Source organism: Micromonospora sp. NPDC092111 (genome assembly GCF_044755745.1).
GTDB lineage: Bacteria > Actinomycetota > Actinomycetes > Mycobacteriales > Micromonosporaceae > Micromonospora.
Genome location: NZ_JBIVRQ010000005.1, coordinates 305416 through 322843 on the forward strand (window position 1 = coordinate 305416; position 17428 = coordinate 322843).

General features: G+C 73.5%; 15 protein-coding genes. 1 reads left to right on the plus strand and 14 read right to left on the minus strand.

Annotation, left to right across the window (positions count from 1 at the left end):
* Positions 1–111: 111 nt before the first annotated feature.
* The 8 genes from ACIQG9_RS13935 to ACIQG9_RS13970 all read right to left on the minus strand — a co-directional run bounded on the left by ACIQG9_RS13935 (position 112) and on the right by ACIQG9_RS13970 (position 9377).
* Positions 112–582 (minus strand): GNAT family N-acetyltransferase, encoded by a 471-nt coding sequence (locus tag ACIQG9_RS13935; protein WP_400401488.1) that lies wholly within the window; start codon positions 580–582, stop codon positions 112–114.
* Between the two features lie 51 nt (positions 583–633).
* Positions 634–1407, minus strand: coding sequence for a 4-hydroxy-tetrahydrodipicolinate reductase (gene dapB, locus ACIQG9_RS13940; protein ID WP_400401490.1), 774 nt, complete (start codon positions 1405–1407; stop codon positions 634–636).
* Positions 1408–1476: 69 nt separating this feature from the next.
* Positions 1477–2775 carry a M16 family metallopeptidase gene (locus ACIQG9_RS13945; protein WP_400401492.1) on the minus strand — a complete coding sequence of 433 codons (1299 nt, stop codon included), beginning with the start codon at positions 2773–2775 and terminating at the stop codon, positions 1477–1479.
* 209 nt (positions 2776–2984) lie between these two features.
* On the minus strand, positions 2985–5363 hold the full coding sequence (locus ACIQG9_RS13950) for a polyribonucleotide nucleotidyltransferase (RefSeq protein ID WP_400401494.1): 2379 nt from the start codon (positions 5361–5363) through the stop codon (positions 2985–2987).
* Positions 5364–5584: 221 nt separating this feature from the next.
* The gene (rpsO, locus tag ACIQG9_RS13955) at positions 5585–5854 is read right to left on the minus strand and encodes a 30S ribosomal protein S15 (RefSeq protein ID WP_091246098.1); all 270 of its coding nucleotides are present in this window, start codon (positions 5852–5854) and stop codon (positions 5585–5587) included.
* Between the two features lie 194 nt (positions 5855–6048).
* Positions 6049–6978, minus strand: a complete 930-nt coding sequence (locus ACIQG9_RS13960; protein ID WP_400401497.1) for a bifunctional riboflavin kinase/FAD synthetase — start codon at positions 6976–6978, stop codon at positions 6049–6051.
* Positions 6979–7052: 74 nt separating this feature from the next.
* Complete coding sequence (gene truB, locus ACIQG9_RS13965; protein ID WP_400401499.1) at positions 7053–7937, minus strand: tRNA pseudouridine(55) synthase TruB; 885 nt, start codon at positions 7935–7937, stop codon at positions 7053–7055.
* A gap of 114 nt (positions 7938–8051) precedes the next feature.
* Positions 8052–9377: an MATE family efflux transporter gene (locus tag ACIQG9_RS13970; RefSeq protein ID WP_400401501.1), complete on the minus strand. Its 1326-nt coding sequence runs from the start codon at positions 9375–9377 to the stop codon at positions 8052–8054.
* 112 nt (positions 9378–9489) lie between these two features.
* Between ACIQG9_RS13970 and ACIQG9_RS13975 the strand changes: the two genes are divergently transcribed.
* Positions 9490–10230: an MIP/aquaporin family protein gene (locus tag ACIQG9_RS13975; RefSeq protein WP_400401503.1), complete on the plus strand. Its 741-nt coding sequence runs from the start codon at positions 9490–9492 to the stop codon at positions 10228–10230.
* 1266 nt (positions 10231–11496) lie between these two features.
* On the opposite strand, the gene ACIQG9_RS13980 is transcribed toward ACIQG9_RS13975, so the two are convergent.
* From ACIQG9_RS13980 to infB, 6 genes are all read right to left on the minus strand, one after another.
* A complete protein-coding gene (locus ACIQG9_RS13980; RefSeq protein WP_400401701.1) occupies positions 11497–11706 on the minus strand; it encodes a DUF6186 family protein in 210 nt (69 codons plus the stop codon).
* Positions 11706–12113: a hypothetical protein gene (locus tag ACIQG9_RS13985; protein ID WP_400401505.1), complete on the minus strand. Its 408-nt coding sequence runs from the start codon at positions 12111–12113 to the stop codon at positions 11706–11708. The genes ACIQG9_RS13980 and ACIQG9_RS13985 overlap by 1 nt, the downstream gene beginning before the upstream one ends.
* Before the next feature lie 58 nt (positions 12114–12171).
* Positions 12172–13233, minus strand: coding sequence for a bifunctional oligoribonuclease/PAP phosphatase NrnA (locus ACIQG9_RS13990; RefSeq protein WP_400401507.1), 1062 nt, complete (start codon positions 13231–13233; stop codon positions 12172–12174).
* Positions 13230–13712, minus strand: a complete 483-nt coding sequence (gene rbfA, locus ACIQG9_RS13995) for a 30S ribosome-binding factor RbfA (RefSeq protein WP_400401509.1) — start codon at positions 13710–13712, stop codon at positions 13230–13232. Before rbfA ends, ACIQG9_RS13990 begins: the two co-directional genes overlap by 4 nt.
* A gap of 237 nt (positions 13713–13949) precedes the next feature.
* Positions 13950–14243, minus strand: coding sequence for a DUF503 domain-containing protein (locus tag ACIQG9_RS14000; protein WP_400401511.1), 294 nt, complete (start codon positions 14241–14243; stop codon positions 13950–13952).
* Between the two features lie 88 nt (positions 14244–14331).
* Positions 14332–17343 carry a translation initiation factor IF-2 gene (gene infB / locus ACIQG9_RS14005; RefSeq protein ID WP_400401513.1) on the minus strand — a complete coding sequence of 1004 codons (3012 nt, stop codon included), beginning with the start codon at positions 17341–17343 and terminating at the stop codon, positions 14332–14334.
* Between the last annotated feature and the right edge of the window lie 85 nt (positions 17344–17428).

Genomic DNA, 17428 nt, shown 5'->3' on the forward strand with positions numbered 1-17428 from the left:
ACAGGCCGGGCGAGGGGGAGCCCCTCGGAGACCCGCTCGTCGAGCAGGTGGATGGCGAGGCCCCGGCGGGGTGCCCACGCCGGCAGGTGACCGGCCGGCCCGACGCCGGGGTCAGCGGCGGAGTTCGGCCACCAGTTCGTCGTCCTCCATCGCGCCGGTGGGGGTGAAGCCGAGCGAGGTGTAGAGGCGGGCCGCGGCGGTGTTGTCCGGGTGGTACGACAGCCGGACCGGGTGGCCGCCGTCCTGCGCCCCCAGCCACTCGGCGAGGGTGCGGACGGCGGCCCGGCCGATCCCCCGGTCCTGCTCCGCGGCGTCGACCACCATCCCGCCGATCCACCGGGACCCGTCGTCGTCCACGCCCCACATGACGTGGCCGACCACGCTCTGGTCGGCGTACACCGCCAGCGACGTCCAGACGTCGGAGCGCATGGTCAGCACCAGGTAGCGGGCCGCCAGCGCGGGCACCCGGTCCCGCTGGTCGTCGCGGGGCGCCACGTCGGCGACGTCCCGCCAGTTGGCGTCGTCCACCGGGCGCAGGGTGACCCGCCGCCCGGCCCGGTCGGTATGTCCAGAATCAAGCACCGGGGCAGCCTAGGGGCCACCCCGGTGCGCCGCGAACGGATTAGCCGGCGTTCAGCCGAGCAGGTCGTCCAGGCCGACGGTCAGACCCGGCCGGTGCCGCACCGCCCGCGCCGCCAGCAGCACCCCGGGCATGAACGAGGCCCGGTCGTACGAGTCGTGCCGGATGGTCAGCGTCTCGCCGAGGGTGCCGAAGAGCACCTCCTGGTGGGCGACCAGACCGGTGGCGCGGACCGCGTGCACGCGTACCCCGTCGATGTCGGCGCCGCGCGCACCCGGCACCTCGTCGCTGGTGGCGTCCGGCACCGGACCGAGGCCGGCCTCGGCGCGGGCGCGGGCGATCTGCCGCGCGGTGTGGGTGGCGGTGCCGCTGGGCGCGTCGAGCTTGCGCGGATGGTGCTGCTCGATGATCTCGACCGACTCGAAGTGCCGGGCCGCCCGCGCGGCGAACTGCATCATCAGCACCGCGCCGATGCCGAAGTTGGGGGCGATCACCACGCCGACGGCGGGCCGCCGCTCCAGCCACCCGCGCACCCGCTCCAACCGCTGCTCGGTGAAGCCGGTGGTGCCGACCACCGCGTTGATGCCCTGGTCGATGCACCAGTGCAGGTTGTCCATGACGACGTCGGGGGTGGTGAAGTCGACGACCACCTCGGCACCGGCGTCGGAGGCCGCGAACAGGCCGTCGCCCTGGTCGACCATGGCCACCAGTTCCATGTCCCCGGCCGCGTCGACCGCCCGGCACACCTCGACGCCCATCCGGCCCCGGGCACCCAACACGCCGACCCGGATCGGCTCCCGCTGGCCCTTCTCCTGCTCGTCAGTCACGGGGCACAACCTATCCCAATCGGGACGCCGGCCTCCCGGGGACCACCACCGTCCCACCGGCCGGCGGGCTCAGGCGGAGAAGTCGTGCTCGCCGAACGGGCCGACCACAGCCAGCGACATCGGGCGGCCCAGCAGCTCGGCGGCGAGGGAGTTCACGTCGTCCGTGCTGACCGCGTCGACCCGGGCGAGCAGCTCGTCCACCGGCATCAGGTCGCCGTAGAGCAGTTCGCCCTTGGCCAGCCGGCTCATCCGGGACCCGGTGTCCTCCAGGCCCAGCACGAACGAGCCCTTGCTCATCCCCTTGCCCCGGGCCACCTCGGCCTCGGTGAGCCCGTCGGCGGCCACCCGGGCCAGCTCGGCGCGGGTCAACTCCAGCACCTCGTCCACCTTGCCCGGCGCGCAGCCGGCGTAGACGGCGAACAGGCCGCTGTCGGCGTACTGGCTGGCGTAGGAGTAGACCGAGTAGGCCAGCCCCCGCCGCTCGCGGATCTCCTGGAACAGCCGGCTGGACATGCCGCCACCGAGCACGTTGTTGAGCACCCCGAGGGCGAACCGCCGCTCGTCGGTGCGGTCGATGCCGGGGCAGCCGAGGATGACGTGCGCCTGCTCGGTCTCCTTCGGCTCGACCAGGATGCCGGCCGGCTGCACAGGTACCACCGGGGTGGCCGAACGGTACGGGGCCGGCGCGGCCGGGTCGGTGTCCAGCGGCGTGCCGCGCAGCGCCTGGCGGACCAGCTTGACCACGGCGGCGTGGTCGAGGTTGCCGGCGGCGGCGACGACGATCTGCGGCGGGGTGTACCGGCGGCGGTAGAAGGACTCGATCTGCCGACGGGACATCGGGGTGACCGTCTCCTCGGTGCCGGAGATCAACCGGCCGAGGGGGTGGTCGCCGTAGACGGCGCGGGCGAACAGGTCGTGCACCTCGTCGCCGGGCTCGTCGTCGTGCATGGCGATCTCTTCGAGGATGACCCCGCGCTCGGTCTCCACGTCGGCCGGTTCGAGGACCGAGTCGGCGACCGCGTCGCACATCACGTCGATCGCCAGCGGCAGGTCCTCGTCCAGCACGCGGGCGTAGTAGCAGGTGTATTCCTTGGTGGTGAAGGCGTTGGTCTCGCCGCCCACCGCCTCGATCTCCGAGGAGATCTCCAGCGCGGTGCGCTTGTGGGTGCCCTTGAAGAGCAGGTGCTCCAGGAAGTGCGCGGCACCGGCCTGCGGGCCGGTCTCGTCCCGGGAACCGACCGCGACCCAGACCCCGAACGAGACGCTGCGCATCGCCGGGATCGCCTCGGTGAGCACCCGCAGCCCGCTGGGCAGGACGGTCCGCCGCACGGTGCCGCCCAACGGGTCGTCACTGAGCGTACGGGTCACCGCCCGGGACGTCCCACCGGCGCGACCGGGCTGGGCCCCGGTCGCGTGCCGGACGGCGTCGGACGACGCCGCCCCCCGTCGACCCGCAGGGAAAGACGAACGCTGGGCCCGACTCACGGAAACCTGCTCTCACTTCGACGAGGGGTGGGTGGTACGGAGGGACGGACCGGCCGGGTGGCGACGTCGTCACCACCCGGCCGGATCACCGCCTAGCTGTGCCGGGTCCGGCGGCGCGGACGCTCGCCGCCCTCGCCGCCCTCGCCGCCGCCACCCTGACCACGGTCACCGCGCTCCGGGCCACGACCGCCCCGGTCGCCACCCCGGTCGCCCCGGTCCCGCGGGCCACGGTCGCCACCGCGACCGGCCGGACGCTCGCCACCGGCGGCCTCGCCGGCCACCGGCGCCTCCGCGCCCTCCGGACGGACCTTGTCCAGGTAGATCTTGCCGCGGGCGTCGATGTCCGCGATCTCCACCTCGACCTTGTCGCCGACGTTGAGGAAGTCCTCGACCTTGTCGACCCGCTTGCCGTCGCCCACCTTGGAGATGTGCAGCAGCCCGTCGCGGCCCGGCAGCAGCGAGACGAACGCGCCGAACGCGGCGGTCTTGACCACCGTGCCGAGGAACCGCTCGCCGACCTTCGGCAGGGTCGGGTTGGCGATCCCGTTGATCCGGTCCACCGCGGCCTGGGCCGCCGGCCCGTTGGTCGCGCCGACGTAGATCGTGCCGTCGTCCTCGATGGAGATCTCGGCGCCGGTCTCGTCCTGGATGGCGTTGATGGTCTGGCCCTTCGGGCCGATCACCATGCCGATCTTGTCGACCGGGATCTTGACGGTGGTGACCCGAGGCGCGTAGTCCGACATCTCGGCCGGGCCCTCGATCGCCGCCTGCATCACGCCGAGGATGGTCTGCCGGGCCTCGTTGGCCTGCTGCAGCGCGGCGGCCAGCACGTCCGACGGAATGCCGTTGAGCTTGGTGTCGAGCTGGAGCGCGGTGACGAACTCCGGCGTGCCGGCGACCTTGAAGTCCATGTCACCGAACGCGTCCTCGGCACCGAGGATGTCGGTCAGCGTCACGTACTGGGTCTTGCCGTCCACCTCGTCCGAGATGAGGCCCATCGCGATGCCGGCCACCGGCGCCTTCAGCGGCACACCGGCGCTGAGCAGGCCCAGCGTCGAGGCGCAGACCGAACCCATCGAGGTCGACCCGTTGGAGCCGAGCGCCTCGGAGACCTGCCGGATGGCGTACGGGAACTCCTCGCGCGACGGCAGCACCGGGATCAGGGCCCGCTCGGCGAGCGCGCCGTGGCCGATCTCACGCCGCTTCGGCGAGCCGACCCGGCCGGTCTCACCGGTCGAGTACGGCGGGAAGTTGTAGTTGTGCATGTAGCGCTTGCGGTTCTCCGGAGAGAGGGTGTCCACCATCTGCTCCATGCGCAGCATGTTCAGCGTGGTGACGCCCAGGATCTGGGTCTCGCCCCGCTCGAACAGCGCCGAGCCGTGCACCCGGGGCAGCACGCCGACCTCGGCGGTCAGCGCCCGGATGTCACGCGGGCCACGCCCGTCGATGCGCACCTGGTCGCGCAGCACGCGGTTGCGCACCTCGGACTTGGTCAGCGACCGGAAGGCGGCGGACAGCTCCTTCTCCCGGCCCTCGAACCGACCGCCGAGCTCCTCGGCGACCTTGGCCTTGACCCGGTCCAGGGCCTCCTCGCGGTCCGCCTTGCCGGCGATCTGCAGGGCCTCGGCCACCTCGGCGCGGACCAGCTCGGCCACCGCCTGGTAGACGTCGTCCTGGTAGTCCAGGAACACCGGGAACTCGGTGACCGGCTTGGCGGCCACCTCGGCCAGCTCGCTCTGCGCGCGGCACAGCTCGCGGATCGCCGGCTTGGCGGCCTCCAGGCCGCTGGCCACGACCTCCTCGGTCGGGGCGGTGGCGCCGCCCGCGATCAGGGCCACGGCGTTCGGCGTCGCCTCGGCCTCGACCATCATGATCGCCACGTCGCCGTCCGGCAGCGTACGGCCGGCCACGACCATGTCGAAGGTGGCCCGGGCCAGCTCCTCCAGGGTCGGGAAGGCGACCCACTGGCCGTCGACGTGCGCGACCCGGGTCGCCCCGATCGGGCCGGAGAACGGCAGGCCGGAGAGCTTGGTGGACATCGAGGCGGCGTTGATCGCCACCACGTCGTACGGGTGCTGCGGGTCGAGCGCGAGGACGGTCTCGACGACCTGGACCTCGTTGCGCAGGCCCTTGACGAACGACGGGCGCAGCGGCCGGTCGATCAGCCGGCAGGTGAGGATCGCGTCCTCGCTCGGCCGGCCCTCGCGGCGGAAGAACGAGCCGGGGATCCGGCCCGCGGCGTACATCCGCTCCTCGACGTCGACGGTCAGCGGGAAGAAGTCGAACTGCTCCTTCGGCTGCTTACCGGCGGTGGTGGCGGAGAGGACGACCGTCTCGCCGAGCTGGGCGACGACGGAGCCGGCGGCCTGACGGGCCAGCCGACCGGTGGAGAAGGTGATCTCACGGGTGCCGAAGGACCCGTTGTCGATCACGGCGGTGCGGGATTCGGTGCCGAGGTTGGTCTCGGTCATGTGCGGTGGTGCTCCTTCGTGTCGGGGGCCCACGACACGGGGAGCTGCTCAGACGGCCGGTCTTCGATCGAAGCGCCCGGGGTGCCGGCATGATGCCGGGTCACCCGGAGGCCACTACCGGAGACCGGTACGCTGACCGGCTCCCTCTCGGGTGGTCGCGCGGCCCTGTTTTTCAGTGGTACCGGAACGGGGGAGCAGCCGCAGGCCACTCCCCCGTCACGTCACCGGCGCAGACCGAGCCGCTCGATGAGCGACCGGTAGCGGCTGATGTCCTTCTTCTGGACGTAGTTGAGCAGCCGACGCCGCCGGCCGACCAGCAGCAGCAGCCCACGGCGGCTGTGGTGGTCGTGCTTGTGCACCTTCAGGTGCTCGGTCAGCTCGGCGATCCGCTTGGTGAGGACCGCGACCTGGACCTCCGGCGAACCGGTGTCGCCCTCGGCGGTCGCGTACTCCGTGCGGATCTTGGCCTTGGCTTCCTGGTCGAGCGCCATGTTCTCCCTGTTTCGATGGGTTGATCACTGATGTCCGTCGGCGGGTCCGGTGGGACCGGGGACGGACGAACCTCGCACCCGCGGCGTCGTGCAGGCACGCGAGGCCCCGCGTCGGTCGTCCGACGTCTCGGCAAGACTACCAGCCCGGATCGGAACCGCCCGGTCAAGGGGCGGCACGACGGCCCGCGCGCCCCTCAGCCGAGCGTCCGGCGGGTCCGTTCGACGTCCTCGGCCATCTGTGCGAGCAACGGCTCGATCGTGTCGTAGCGGCGCTGCTCACGCAGGTGGGCGACGAAGTCCAGGGCCAGCCGCTCGCCGTACAGGTCGCCGGTGAAGTCCAGCGCGTACGCCTCCACCCGGCGCTCCCGGCCGGAGAAGGTGGGGTTGGTGCCGATCGACACGGCGGCGGCCAACGACTCCCGCTGCCCCCGGCGGACCAGCCGGGCGGCGTACACCCCGTCGGCGGGCACCGCCGCGTACCGGTGGCAGAGCAGGTTGGCGGTGGGGTAACCCAGCTCACGTCCGCGCTGGTCCCCCCGGACCACCACGCCCTCCAGCCGGTGCGGCCGGCCGAGCGCCGTCGCGGCGGCGGCCACGTCGCCCGCGTCGACGCAGGAACGGATGTACGTCGAGGAGAAGACGGTGCCGGCCTCGGCGACCAGCGGCGCCCCCTCCACCCCGAAGCCGAAGGTGCGGCCCAGCCGCTCCAGCAGCGCCACGTCACCGGCGGCCCGGTGCCCGAACCGGAAGTTGTCCCCCACCACGACCAGCGCGGCGTGCAGGTGCGCCACCAGGATGTCGTGCACGAACGCCTCGGCCGGCAGCCGGGAGAACTCGGCGGTGAACGGCACCACGCACAGCACGTCGACCCCGAGCGCCTCGATCAGCTCGGCCTTGCGGGCCGGCTCGGTGAGCACGGCCGGGTGGGAGCCGGGGCGGACCACCTCGGCCGGATGCGGGTCGAAGGTCACCACCACCGACTGGACGCCCAGCTCCCGGGCCCGGGTCACGGCGTGCCCGATGGTCGCCTGGTGCCCCTTGTGCACGCCGTCGAAGACGCCGATGGTGACGACCGACCGCCCCCAGCCACCGGGCGCCGCGTCGTACCCCCGCCACCGCTGCATGCCGCTCCTCCACTGCTCTCCCGCGTCGCCCGCGAGGTCCGTCGCACCGGCCGTCGGCCGGACCCGCCCCACCGTCAGGCCGGGGCGAGCACGATCTCCGCGCGGGCCCGGCCGTCCCGCTCGCTGACGATAGCGATCAGGCCGCCGTCCGGACCGAACACGGCGTACGGCCCGGCGATGCCGGCCGGGTCGAGCGGGCCGCCGTGGGAGAGCACCTTCGCCTCGTCGGCGCTGGCCTCCCGGCGCGGGAAGAACCGGTCGGCGGCGGCGTCGAGCGGCAGGTTGACCACCTCGGGCGCGCGTTGTTCCAGCTCGTCGAGGGTGGCCGCCTCGGCGAGGGTGAAGCCGCCGACGGCGGTACGCCGCAGCGCGGTCAGGTGCCCGCCGACCCCGAGCGCCAGCCCGGCGTCCCGGGCCAACGCCCGGATGTACGTCCCGGACGAGCAGGTGACGTCGACGTCCACGTCCACCAGGTCCGGCCGGTCCCGGCGGATCGCCAGCACGTCCAGCCGGGAGACGGTGACCCGGCGCGCGGGCAGCTCGACGGCCTCCCCCTCGCGCACCCGCTTGTACGCCCGCTCGCCGTTGATCTTGATGGCGCTGACCGCGCTCGGCACCTGGTCGATCTCGCCGGTCAACGGCCCGAACGCCTGGTGGACCGCCGCGTCGGTCAGCTCGCCGGCCGGGGTGGTGGAGATCACATCACCCTCGGCGTCGTCGGTGACCGTGGCCTGCCCGAGCCGGACGGTGGCGGTGTAGCTCTTGCCCGCCCCGATCACGTACGTCAACAGCCGGGTGGCCCGGCCCACCCCGATCACCAGCACGCCGGTGGCCATCGGGTCGAGGGTGCCGCCGTGCCCCACCCGGCGGGTACGCGCCAGCCGGCGGATCCGCGCCACCACGTCGTGCGACGTCATGCCGCCGGACTTGTCCACCACGATCAGACCGTCACCACTCACGACCGGCAAGCCTGCCAGACCGGGTCGCCCCGCCCGCCACCGCAGGGCACCATCCGGCGCGCCCCGCCGGCACCGCCGGGCCGGGAAGGCCACCCCGGGTGGGGGCCGCCCGGCTCAGCGGACCGCGCCGACCACCGCCCACCCGCCGGTCCGCAGCCGGAGCAGCAGCGCGGCGAGCCGGATCACGATGAACAGGGTGAGCCCGGCCCAGATCCCGCCCAGCCCGAGATCCAGCCCGTAGGCCAGCCAGATCGCCGGCAGGAAGCCGCCGAGCGCCGCGACGATGGTCAGGTTGCGCAGGTAGCGGACGTCGCCGGCACCGATCAGCACCCCGTCGAGGGCGAAGACCACCCCGGCCAGCGGCTGCATCGCCACGAACCAGGGCCAGGCCACCATCGCCTGGTCGCGTACCTGGGCGTCGGAGCTGAACCAGGACGGGACGACGCCGGCCCCGGCGGCGATCAGCACCGCGAACCCCACCCCGCAGACGCCGCCGAGCAGCGCGAACCGGCGCGCGAGGGCGCGGGCCCCGGCGGCGTCGCCCGCGCCCAGCGCGGCGCCGATCAGCGCCTGCGCGGCGATCGCCAGGGCGTCGAGCACCAGCGCGGTGAAGAACCACAGTTGCAGGGCGATCTGGTGGGCGCCCACAGCGGCGGCGCCGAACCGGGCGGCGACCGCGGTGGCGGACAGGAAGCTGGCCTGGAAGGCGACCCCCCGGACCAGCAGGTCCCGGCTGAGCGCCAACTGCTGCCGGATCAGCCGGGGCCGGGGCCGGAGACTGACCCGCTCGCGTACCAACGCCGCCGCGAAGAGGCCGCCCGAGATGGTCTGGGCGATCGCGTTGGCCACCGCCGAACCGGTCAGGCCGAGCCCGGCCGGATAGACCAGCAGCGGGCAGAGCAGGGCGGAGAGCAGGTTCGGGCCGAGCACGAAGAGCAGCGGGCGGCGGGTGTCCTGGATGCCGCGCAGCCAGCCGTTGCCGGCGGCGGCCAGCAGCAGCCCGGGGGCGCCCAGCGCCGCGATCCGCAGCCACTGCCCGGCCGCCGCGGCCACCTTGCCACCGTCGCCGGCGAGGATACCCGCCAACGCCCCGCCGCCGAGCTGCATGCCGAGCGCCACCAGCACCCCGGCCCCGAGGGCCAGCCAGGACGCCTGGACCCCCTCGGCCACCGCGGCGGCCCGGTCGCCGGAGCCGAACCGCCGGGCGGCCCGCCCGGTGATGCCGTACGCCAGCACGGTGCCGAGCCAGGCGGTGAGCGTCATCACCGTGCCGCCGACGGCGAGCGCGGCCAGCGGCACCCGGCCCAGGTGCCCCACCACGGCGGTGTCGACCAGGACGTAGAGCGGTTCGGCGGCGAGCACCACCAGGGCGGGCAGGGCGAGCGCGGCGATCCGGCGCGGCGGCGCGATCGACGTGTCGGCGGGGGCGGTCTGGCTCATCGCCGCCGATACTGACACGCGACCAGTAAGGAACACAATCCCCCGCAGCACTTACCCGAGAGGCCCTGGCGTATCGCGTCGGCACACCCTCCCGGGGCCGTACGGTGAGGCCATGGCGGCCCGCGTCGACCCGATCGTCGACTGCACCCACCCGGCCTGGTGGCGACGGTGCTTCGGCGAGCTGCTCGGCACCTTCTTCCTGGTGCTGGTCTCCGTCGGGCCGGGCGTGGTCAACCAGCGCCTCGGCGACGAGGCGGTCAGCCGGACCGCTGCGGTGATCGCCCCCGGCCTGATGCTGGCCTCGATCATCCTGTTCATGGGCACGGTCTCGGGCGCCCACCTCAACCCCTCGGTGACGCTCGCCTTCGCCCTGCGGCGGGACTTCCCCTGGCGTCGCGTCCCCAGCTACCTCGCCGCCCAGTTCGCCGGCGCGGTGGGCGCGGCGGCACTCCTCGCCGGGCTGCTCGGCGGCCACGGCACCGCCGGCCTGACGGTGCCCGGCCCCGGCGTCGGCACCCCGCTCGCCCTGGTCTGGGAGCTGATCCTCACCGTCGGCCTGATCAGCACCATCCTCGGCACGGCCTCGGGCGCGCAGAACGTCGGGCCGCTGGCCGCCGTCGCGGTCGGCGGGTACCTCGCCCTCGGCGGGCTCTGGGCCTCACCGCTCACCGGCGCCTCGATGAACGCGTTCCGCTCGCTGGGCCCGGCCCTGGTGTACGGGCAGGGCCGGGGCTGGTGGGCGTACCTGCTCGGTCCACTGCTGGCGGTGCCGGTGGCGGTCGGGATCGCGGCGCTGCTGCGCGGCCCGGGTGGCGGTCGGGCCAGCCGACGCAGCGCACAGGGCCGGTACTGACCCGGGATCCGGCCGACCGCCAGAGTGCCACCCCGGCGCCGACCTCGTGTCGACCCCGCAGCCGGACCGCCGGCCCCCGCGAGGCATACCGGGCCGACCACAACATCCAGGATGTAGTGGCGTCCCCCGCCCTGGAGGGGACTACATCCTGGATCGAGCACGATCTTGGGCAGGTGCGTACCGGCGGACCGTGCGGCCGGTAGGCGAGACGGTCTGCCGACGATCAGGGTTCGGCGTATCGGGCGAGGGTGGCACCGGCAGCGGGCAGCAGTCAGCAGGCGTCACCGCCGGACGGCGGGCGTCGCTGGCAGGCGGCGGGCGTCACCGCCGGACGGCGGGCGTCGCTGGCAGGCGGCGGGCGTCACCCCCGACGCTGGGCGTCACCACTGGGCGCTGGGCGTTCACCCCGCCGGGCGCTGGGCGTTCACCCCGCCGGGCGCTGGGCGTTCACCCCGCCGGGCGCTGGGCGTCACTGGCGGACGCTGGGCGTCACTGGCGGGTGTCCATCGACGTCTGCAGCGCGCGACGCATCTGCTCGCGGGCCTCGTCGGTGGTCTCGGGCTTGGGCTTGGTCGCCATGGCGGTGTCCTTCCAGGGTGTGGACCACCGGAACAGGTGGCCCGACGGGCGGTCCTGCTGAGCGCCGGGAGGCGGTCCGGGATCGCCGGAGCGGCTCGCCTGGCAGCGTGAGCCCGGGTCGGTCTGACCCTGGAGGGAGGCGGCACCGGGTGCGGCACCACCGCCCACGACCTGCGTCGCAGCGCGACATCGGTCGTTCCCAAGTTAACGTTTACTTTCCACATACTGCCCACTCTTCCCGCCATCTGGACCGGCGTGATTGGTGGGCCCACCCGACGGCACAGCGGGACAAAGCACGACCCGGGCCCGCCGGGCGAACGGCCGGCACCAGTACGGAGGAGGAAACGGCGAGCCGACCGGACGGACCCGAGCGCCCCAACGGCCAGCGAAATCCGGCCCGCCCACGGCGGCTTGTGACCCCTGAGGCCGGTGGGCGCGTCGCTTCAGGCGCGGCCGGCGCACGGACCGCTCAGGCCCGATGGGCGAGGCGGCCCGGCACACAGACCGCTCGGGCACGACGGGCAGGGCGGCCGGCGCACGGACCGCTCAGGCGTGACGGGCAGGGGTCTTCGGCGCACGGACCGCTCAGGCACGACGGGCAGGGGCGGCCGAGAGGCGACCGGCAGGGCGGTCGGCGGACGGATCCCCCAGGGACGACGGCCGGGCGGTCAACGGACGGTGGGACGGTCAGCGGGCCAGGAAGTGCCAGCCGAGCCACCACCAGAAACCGAACACCCCGATCCGACCGACCGGCACCGGGCCGACCTCGTAGCGCATCACGTAGGCGCAGACGTCCCCCAGCGACGGCACCCGGGAGCCCTCCCGGCGGGAGGCCCACTCGACCACCGCGAAGAGCACCAGCGAGGTGAGGAAGCCGGTGACGGCGAGGGTCCGCATCATCGCCGCACCAACCCCCAGAACGCGGCCAGCCAGGCGAACCAGGCGGCCGAGCGGACCATCTCGTCCTCCAGCAGCGGATCGGCCAGGCGGGAGAAGGTGGGGAACTCGTCGCCCACCGCCATGACGAAGGTGGCACCCTCGAGGATGCCGAAGAGCGCCGCCGGCAACAGCCACCAGACGGTGCCCCGACCGAGCCGGCGCGGGGCCGGGCGGCGGGGCACCCGGTTGCCCAGGCCGAGCCAGATCAACGCTCCGCCGGTGCCCAGCGTCCAGAGGTTGGCCTGGGCCGAGAACGACGGCAGTTGCCCGCCGACCAGCGACAGGCAGGCCAGCACCGGCACGGTGACCACCGGCCTGTCCCAGGCGCGGGAGGCGTTCACGGTGAGCTCGTGCGGCTGCTCCATCCTCCGATTCTCCCCGTGCTCACCTTGTGCGGGAAGACCGACACCCGCCGGAGTCGGGTCAGGGGGCGGTCAGCGCGCCCGGCAACTCCGCCCTGATCAGGCCGATGACCTGGTCAGCGTCGCCCCGGCCGGTGAAGCCGGCGGCGAAACGGTGACCTCCGCCACCCAGGGCCACCGCCACCGCGCTGACGTCGACCGCGCCCTTGCTGCGCATCGAGACCGCCCACTCGTCCGCGCCGACCTGCTTGAGCACGCACGCCACGTCCGCCTCGGCGGTGCAGCGCACCGAGTCGATCAGCGACTCCAGCACGTACGGCCGTTGGTCGTGTCGGGCCAGGTCGTCGAGGGTGGCGTACGTCCAGACCAGGCCGTGACCGGCGGCGGCCTCCGGTTCGAGGCGGGCCCGGCCCAGCACCTCACCGAAGAGCCGGACCGCGCCGAACGGCCGGGTGTCGAATACCTGCCGGGAGATGTCCCCGGGGCGGATGCCGGTGGCGAGCAGCCGGGCGGCCAACTGGTGCACCGCCGGGGTGGTCGCCTCGAATCGGAACGAGCCGGTGTCCGTGGTCAGCGCGACGTAGAGGCAGGCCGCGATCTCGGCGTCCAGGGGCACGTCGAGCCGGGCGAGCAGGCCCTCGGCGACCACCGAGGTGGCCGCCGCCCGGGGGTCCACCAGGTGCACACCGCCGAACCCGGTGTTCGAGGCGTGGTGGTCCAGCACCAGGGCGGTGCCGGCGGTGTCCAGCCGGTCGACCAGGTCGCCGAGCCGCGACTCGCTCGCCGCGTCGAAGCAGACGACCAGGTCCGGGTCGGGGTACGCCTCGGTCGCCGGTACCAGCAGGTCGAGACCGGGCAGCCAGCGGAACGGCTCGGGCACCTCGGGCGGCCCCGGGAAGGTGGCCTGCAACTGCCGTACGCCGAGCCGGCGCAGGCCCAGCCCGAAGCCGAGCATGCTGCCCAGCGCGTCCCCGTCCGGGTTGACATGGCAGATCAACAGCACCCGGGCGTCGGCCGGCAGCCCGCGTACCGCCGCGACGGCGGCGGCCCAGTCGTCCTCGCCGGGGCCGGTGGACGGCCACTCGGCGCGTACCCCGCCGGCCGTGCCCGGGGCGGCGGTCACCGCCGGTCCGTCGCGGACGGGGTGTCGTCGCTGTCGTCGCCGTCGGTTTCGTCGTCCTCGTCCTCGTCGACCCGGTACGGCTGGGCGTCGCCCGCGTACTTCGCCTGGGCGGCGAGCCGCTGCACCTCGGCGTCGGCGTGCCGGGCCTGGGCGAGCAGGTCGTCGATCTGCTTGACCTGGTCCTGTACGTCGTCCAGGACGAAGGTCAGCGACGGCGAGTGGCGCAGCCCGAGGGCCTTGCCGACGGTGCTGCGCAGCATGCCCTTGGCGCTCTCCAGGGCGGCGGCGGTGCTGGCCTGCGCCGTCGCGTCACCGAGCACGGTGTAGAAGACGGTGGCGTCCCGCAGGTCGGCGGTGATCCGGGCGTCGGTGATGGTGATCATCCCGAGCCGGGGGTCCTTGATCTGGCTCCGCACCACCGACGCGACCAGTTCGCGAATCCGCTCGGCGTGCCGGCGAACCTTGGCCGGATCAGTCATGTCCCCCACCTCCAGGGCGTTCCTTTCGCGGCCGGAACTGCGGCGCCGAACGCCACCAGTACCGACCGCCCAACAACCCGAACACTACCCGCGCGGCGGGCCCGGTCGCGCGTCGCCATCCCAGCCCACCCCCGCCACGTTGATCAAGAGGTTTGCGTCACGCGCCCGGCGTGTCGATGACGCAAACCTCTTGATCAACGTGGCGGGGGTGGGGGAGACGGCGGGAGGAGACGGGGGTTAGTCGTTGGTGTTGTGGAGGTGGCGGTGGACCGAGAGCAGTTCGGTCTCGGGGCGGGTGGCTACCAGGCGTTCGCAGGAGTCGAGCACCTCGCGGACGTGGGCCGCCTCGGCGGCGACCACGGCCACCCCGATCTCGGCTCGACCGTGCAGGTCGAGCGCTCCCACCTCGGCGGCCGACACCTCGAAGCGGCGCAGCGCCGCCACGATCGGCCGTACATATGATCTCTTTGCCTTGAGCGACCGGGAGACGCCCGGCAGCAGCAGGTCGAAGACCGCGGTTCCGGTGAACATCACCCCGGACGTTACGGACGGCCACCGACATGATCAAGGGGTTTACGCCGGTCGGCGTAAACCCCTTGATCACTGGGTCAGCGTCGGATCAGCCGCGCGGCTTCTCCCGCATCTCGAAGGTCTCGATGACGTCGCCGACCTGGACGTTGTTGAAACCGCCCAGCGTCAGACCACACTCGAAGCCCTCGCGGACCTCCGTCGCGTCGTCCTTGAACCGCTTGAGGGAGCTGATCGTGAGGTTGTCCGCCACGACCGCCCCGTCCCGCAGCAGCCGCGCCTTGGCGTTGCGGCGCATGATGCCGGACCGGACGATACAACCGGAGATGTTGCCGATCTTGGACGAGCGGAAGACGTCGCGGATCTCCGCGGTGCCCAGCTCGACCTCCTCGTACTCCGGCTTGAGCAGCCCCTTGAGCGCGGCGTCGATCTCCTCGATGGCCTGGTAGATGACCGTGTAGTACCGGATCTCCACGCCCTCGCGGTCGGCGATCTCGCGGACCTTGTTGGCGGCCCGCACGTTGAAGCCGATGATCGTGACCGCCTCGGACGAGGCGCTCGCGAGCATGACGTCGCTCTCGGTGATCGCACCCACACCACGGTGGATGATCCTGAGCTGGACCTCCTCCGGGATGTCGAGGTTGAACAGCGCGTCCTCGAGGGCCTCCACGGAACCGGAGACGTCGCCCTTGAGCACCAGGTTGAGCGAGGTCTTCTCGCCCTCCTTGAGCTGCTCCATGAGCGTTTCGAGGGTGGCCCGGCCACGGGAGTTGGCGAAGGACGCCGCCCGCCGCCGTGCCTGCCGCTGCTCGGCGATCTGCCGCACCGTGCGGTCGTCCTCGGCGGCCAGGAAGGTGTCACCCGCACCCGGCACCGCGGTCAGACCGAGCACCAGGACCGGACGGGCCGGACCGGCCTCGGCGACCTGGTTGCCGTTCTCGTCGAGCATGGCCCGGACCCGGCCGTGCGCCCCACCGGCGACGATCGAGTCGCCCGCCCGCAGGGTGCCCTTCTGCACCAGCACCGTCGCCACCGCGCCGCGACCCTTGTCCAGGTGCGCCTCGATGGCCACACCCTGCGCCGGCCCGTCGATCGGAGCGGTCAGCTCCAGCGACGCGTCGGCGGTCAGCAGGACCGCCTCCAGCAGCTCCTCGATGCCGATGCCCGGCTTCGCCGCCACGTTGACGAACATGGTGTCGCCGCCGTACTCCTCGGCGACCAGGCCGTACTCGGTCAGCTGCTGGCGGACCTTGTCCGGGTTGGCCTCCGGCTTGTCGACCTTGTTGACCGCGACCACGATCGGCACCTCGGCCGCCTTGGCGTGGTTCAACGCCTCGATGGTCTGCGGCATGACGCCGTCGTCGGCCGCCACCACCAGCACCACGATGTCGGTGACCTGGGCACCACGGGCACGCATGGCGGTGAACGCCTCGTGACCCGGGGTGTCGATGAAGGTGACCGCCCGGTCCTCGCCCTCGTGCGGGACGTGGACCTGGTACGCGCCGATGTGCTGGGTGATGCCACCCGCCTCGCCGGCCACCACGTTCGCCTTACGGATCGCGTCGAGCAGCTTGGTCTTACCGTGGTCGACGTGACCCATGACGGTCACCACCGGCGCACGGCTGACCAGGCGGTCCTCCGCGACCTCGGCGTCGAGGTCGATGTTGAACTGCGCGAGCAGCTCGCGGTCCTCGTCCTCCGGGCTGACGATCTGCACGTCGAAACCGAGGTGCTCACCCAGCAGCAGCAGGGTCTCGTCGGAGCAGGACTGGGTCGCGGTGACCATCTCGCCCAGGTTGAACATCTCCTGGACCAGCGAACCCGGGTTGGCGTTGATCTTGTCAGCGAAGTCCGACAGCGAGGCGCCACGGGAGAGCCGGACGACCTGACCCTGACCCCGGGGGGCACCCGAGCTCATGGTCGGGGCCGACAGGTTGTCGAACTCCTGTCTGCGCTGCTTCTTGGACTTGCGGCCACGGGTCGGCCGACCACCCGGACGCCCGAAGGCACCCGCGGCGCCGCCGCCACGGCCACGACCGCCGCCACCGGGACGACCGCCGCCACCGGCCGGGGCACCCGGACGGAACCCGCCACCCGGCGCACCACCGCCACCGCCGCCGCCGGGGCCACCACGGTAGCCACCGCCAGCGCCGGCACCGCCGCCGCCACCGGGACCGCCACGGAAGCCACCGCCACCGCCGCCGCCACCGGGCCGGAACCCGCCGCCACCGCCACCGGGACGACCAGCGCCGCCACCGGGACCGCCACGACCGCCACCGGGACCGCCGGGACGACCGGTGGTGGGCCGCTGGCTCGGCATCGAGGCCGGGCTGGGACGCGGCGGCATGGAGGCCGGGCTCGGACGCGGCGGCATGCCGGCCGGGCTCGGCCGGGGACCGCCGGCACCGGCGGCCGGGGGCCGCTGCTGCTGGCCACCCTGGATGCCGAACGGGTTGTTACCGGCGCCGCGCGCCGGCGGACGACCGCCGGGCCGGGCACCCGGGCCCGGGGCCGGGCCACCGGGACGACCGGCGGCCGGGGAACCCGGACGCGGCGGCACGGCGTTCGGGCCGGGACGCGGGCCCGGACGCGGGCCACCCTCGGTCGGAGGTTCCCGGCGGACGTTGTCGCGCTGCTGCTGGCGGGCGGCCTGGGCGGCCTTGACCGCGGCCTCCTGCTCAGCCTTCAGCGCGGCGGCGCGGGCCTCGGCCGCGGCCACCTCGATGTCGTGTGCGCTCGCCGGCTTGGCGACCGGGGTCGCCGGTTGCGGCGGGCCGGGGACCGGGCCCTTGGGCTTCGGTCCAGGGGTCGGCGCGGCCGGCCGCCGGGGCGGCATCGGCTTGGCCGAGACCCGGGGGGCACCCGGGGTCGGGGACGGCGTCGGGGACGGTGCCGGGCTCGGGGCGGCCGCCTGCGGGGCGGACGACGCCGAGTTGCCGGCGGACGCGACGAATGCGCCACGCAGTCGCCGGGCGACGGGCGCCTCGACGGTGCTGGACGCGGACTTCACGAACTCGCCCATTTCCTTCAGCTTGGCGAGAACTGTCTTACTCTCGACCCCGAGCTCCTTAGCAAGCTCGTGTACGCGGGCCTTACCTGCCACTGCACTCCTCACTCCGAGGTCGTGCGGGCAGCACCCGCAGCGACCTCACTCGTGCACTTGAAGCCTGGTCATTTCAGGGACTTCA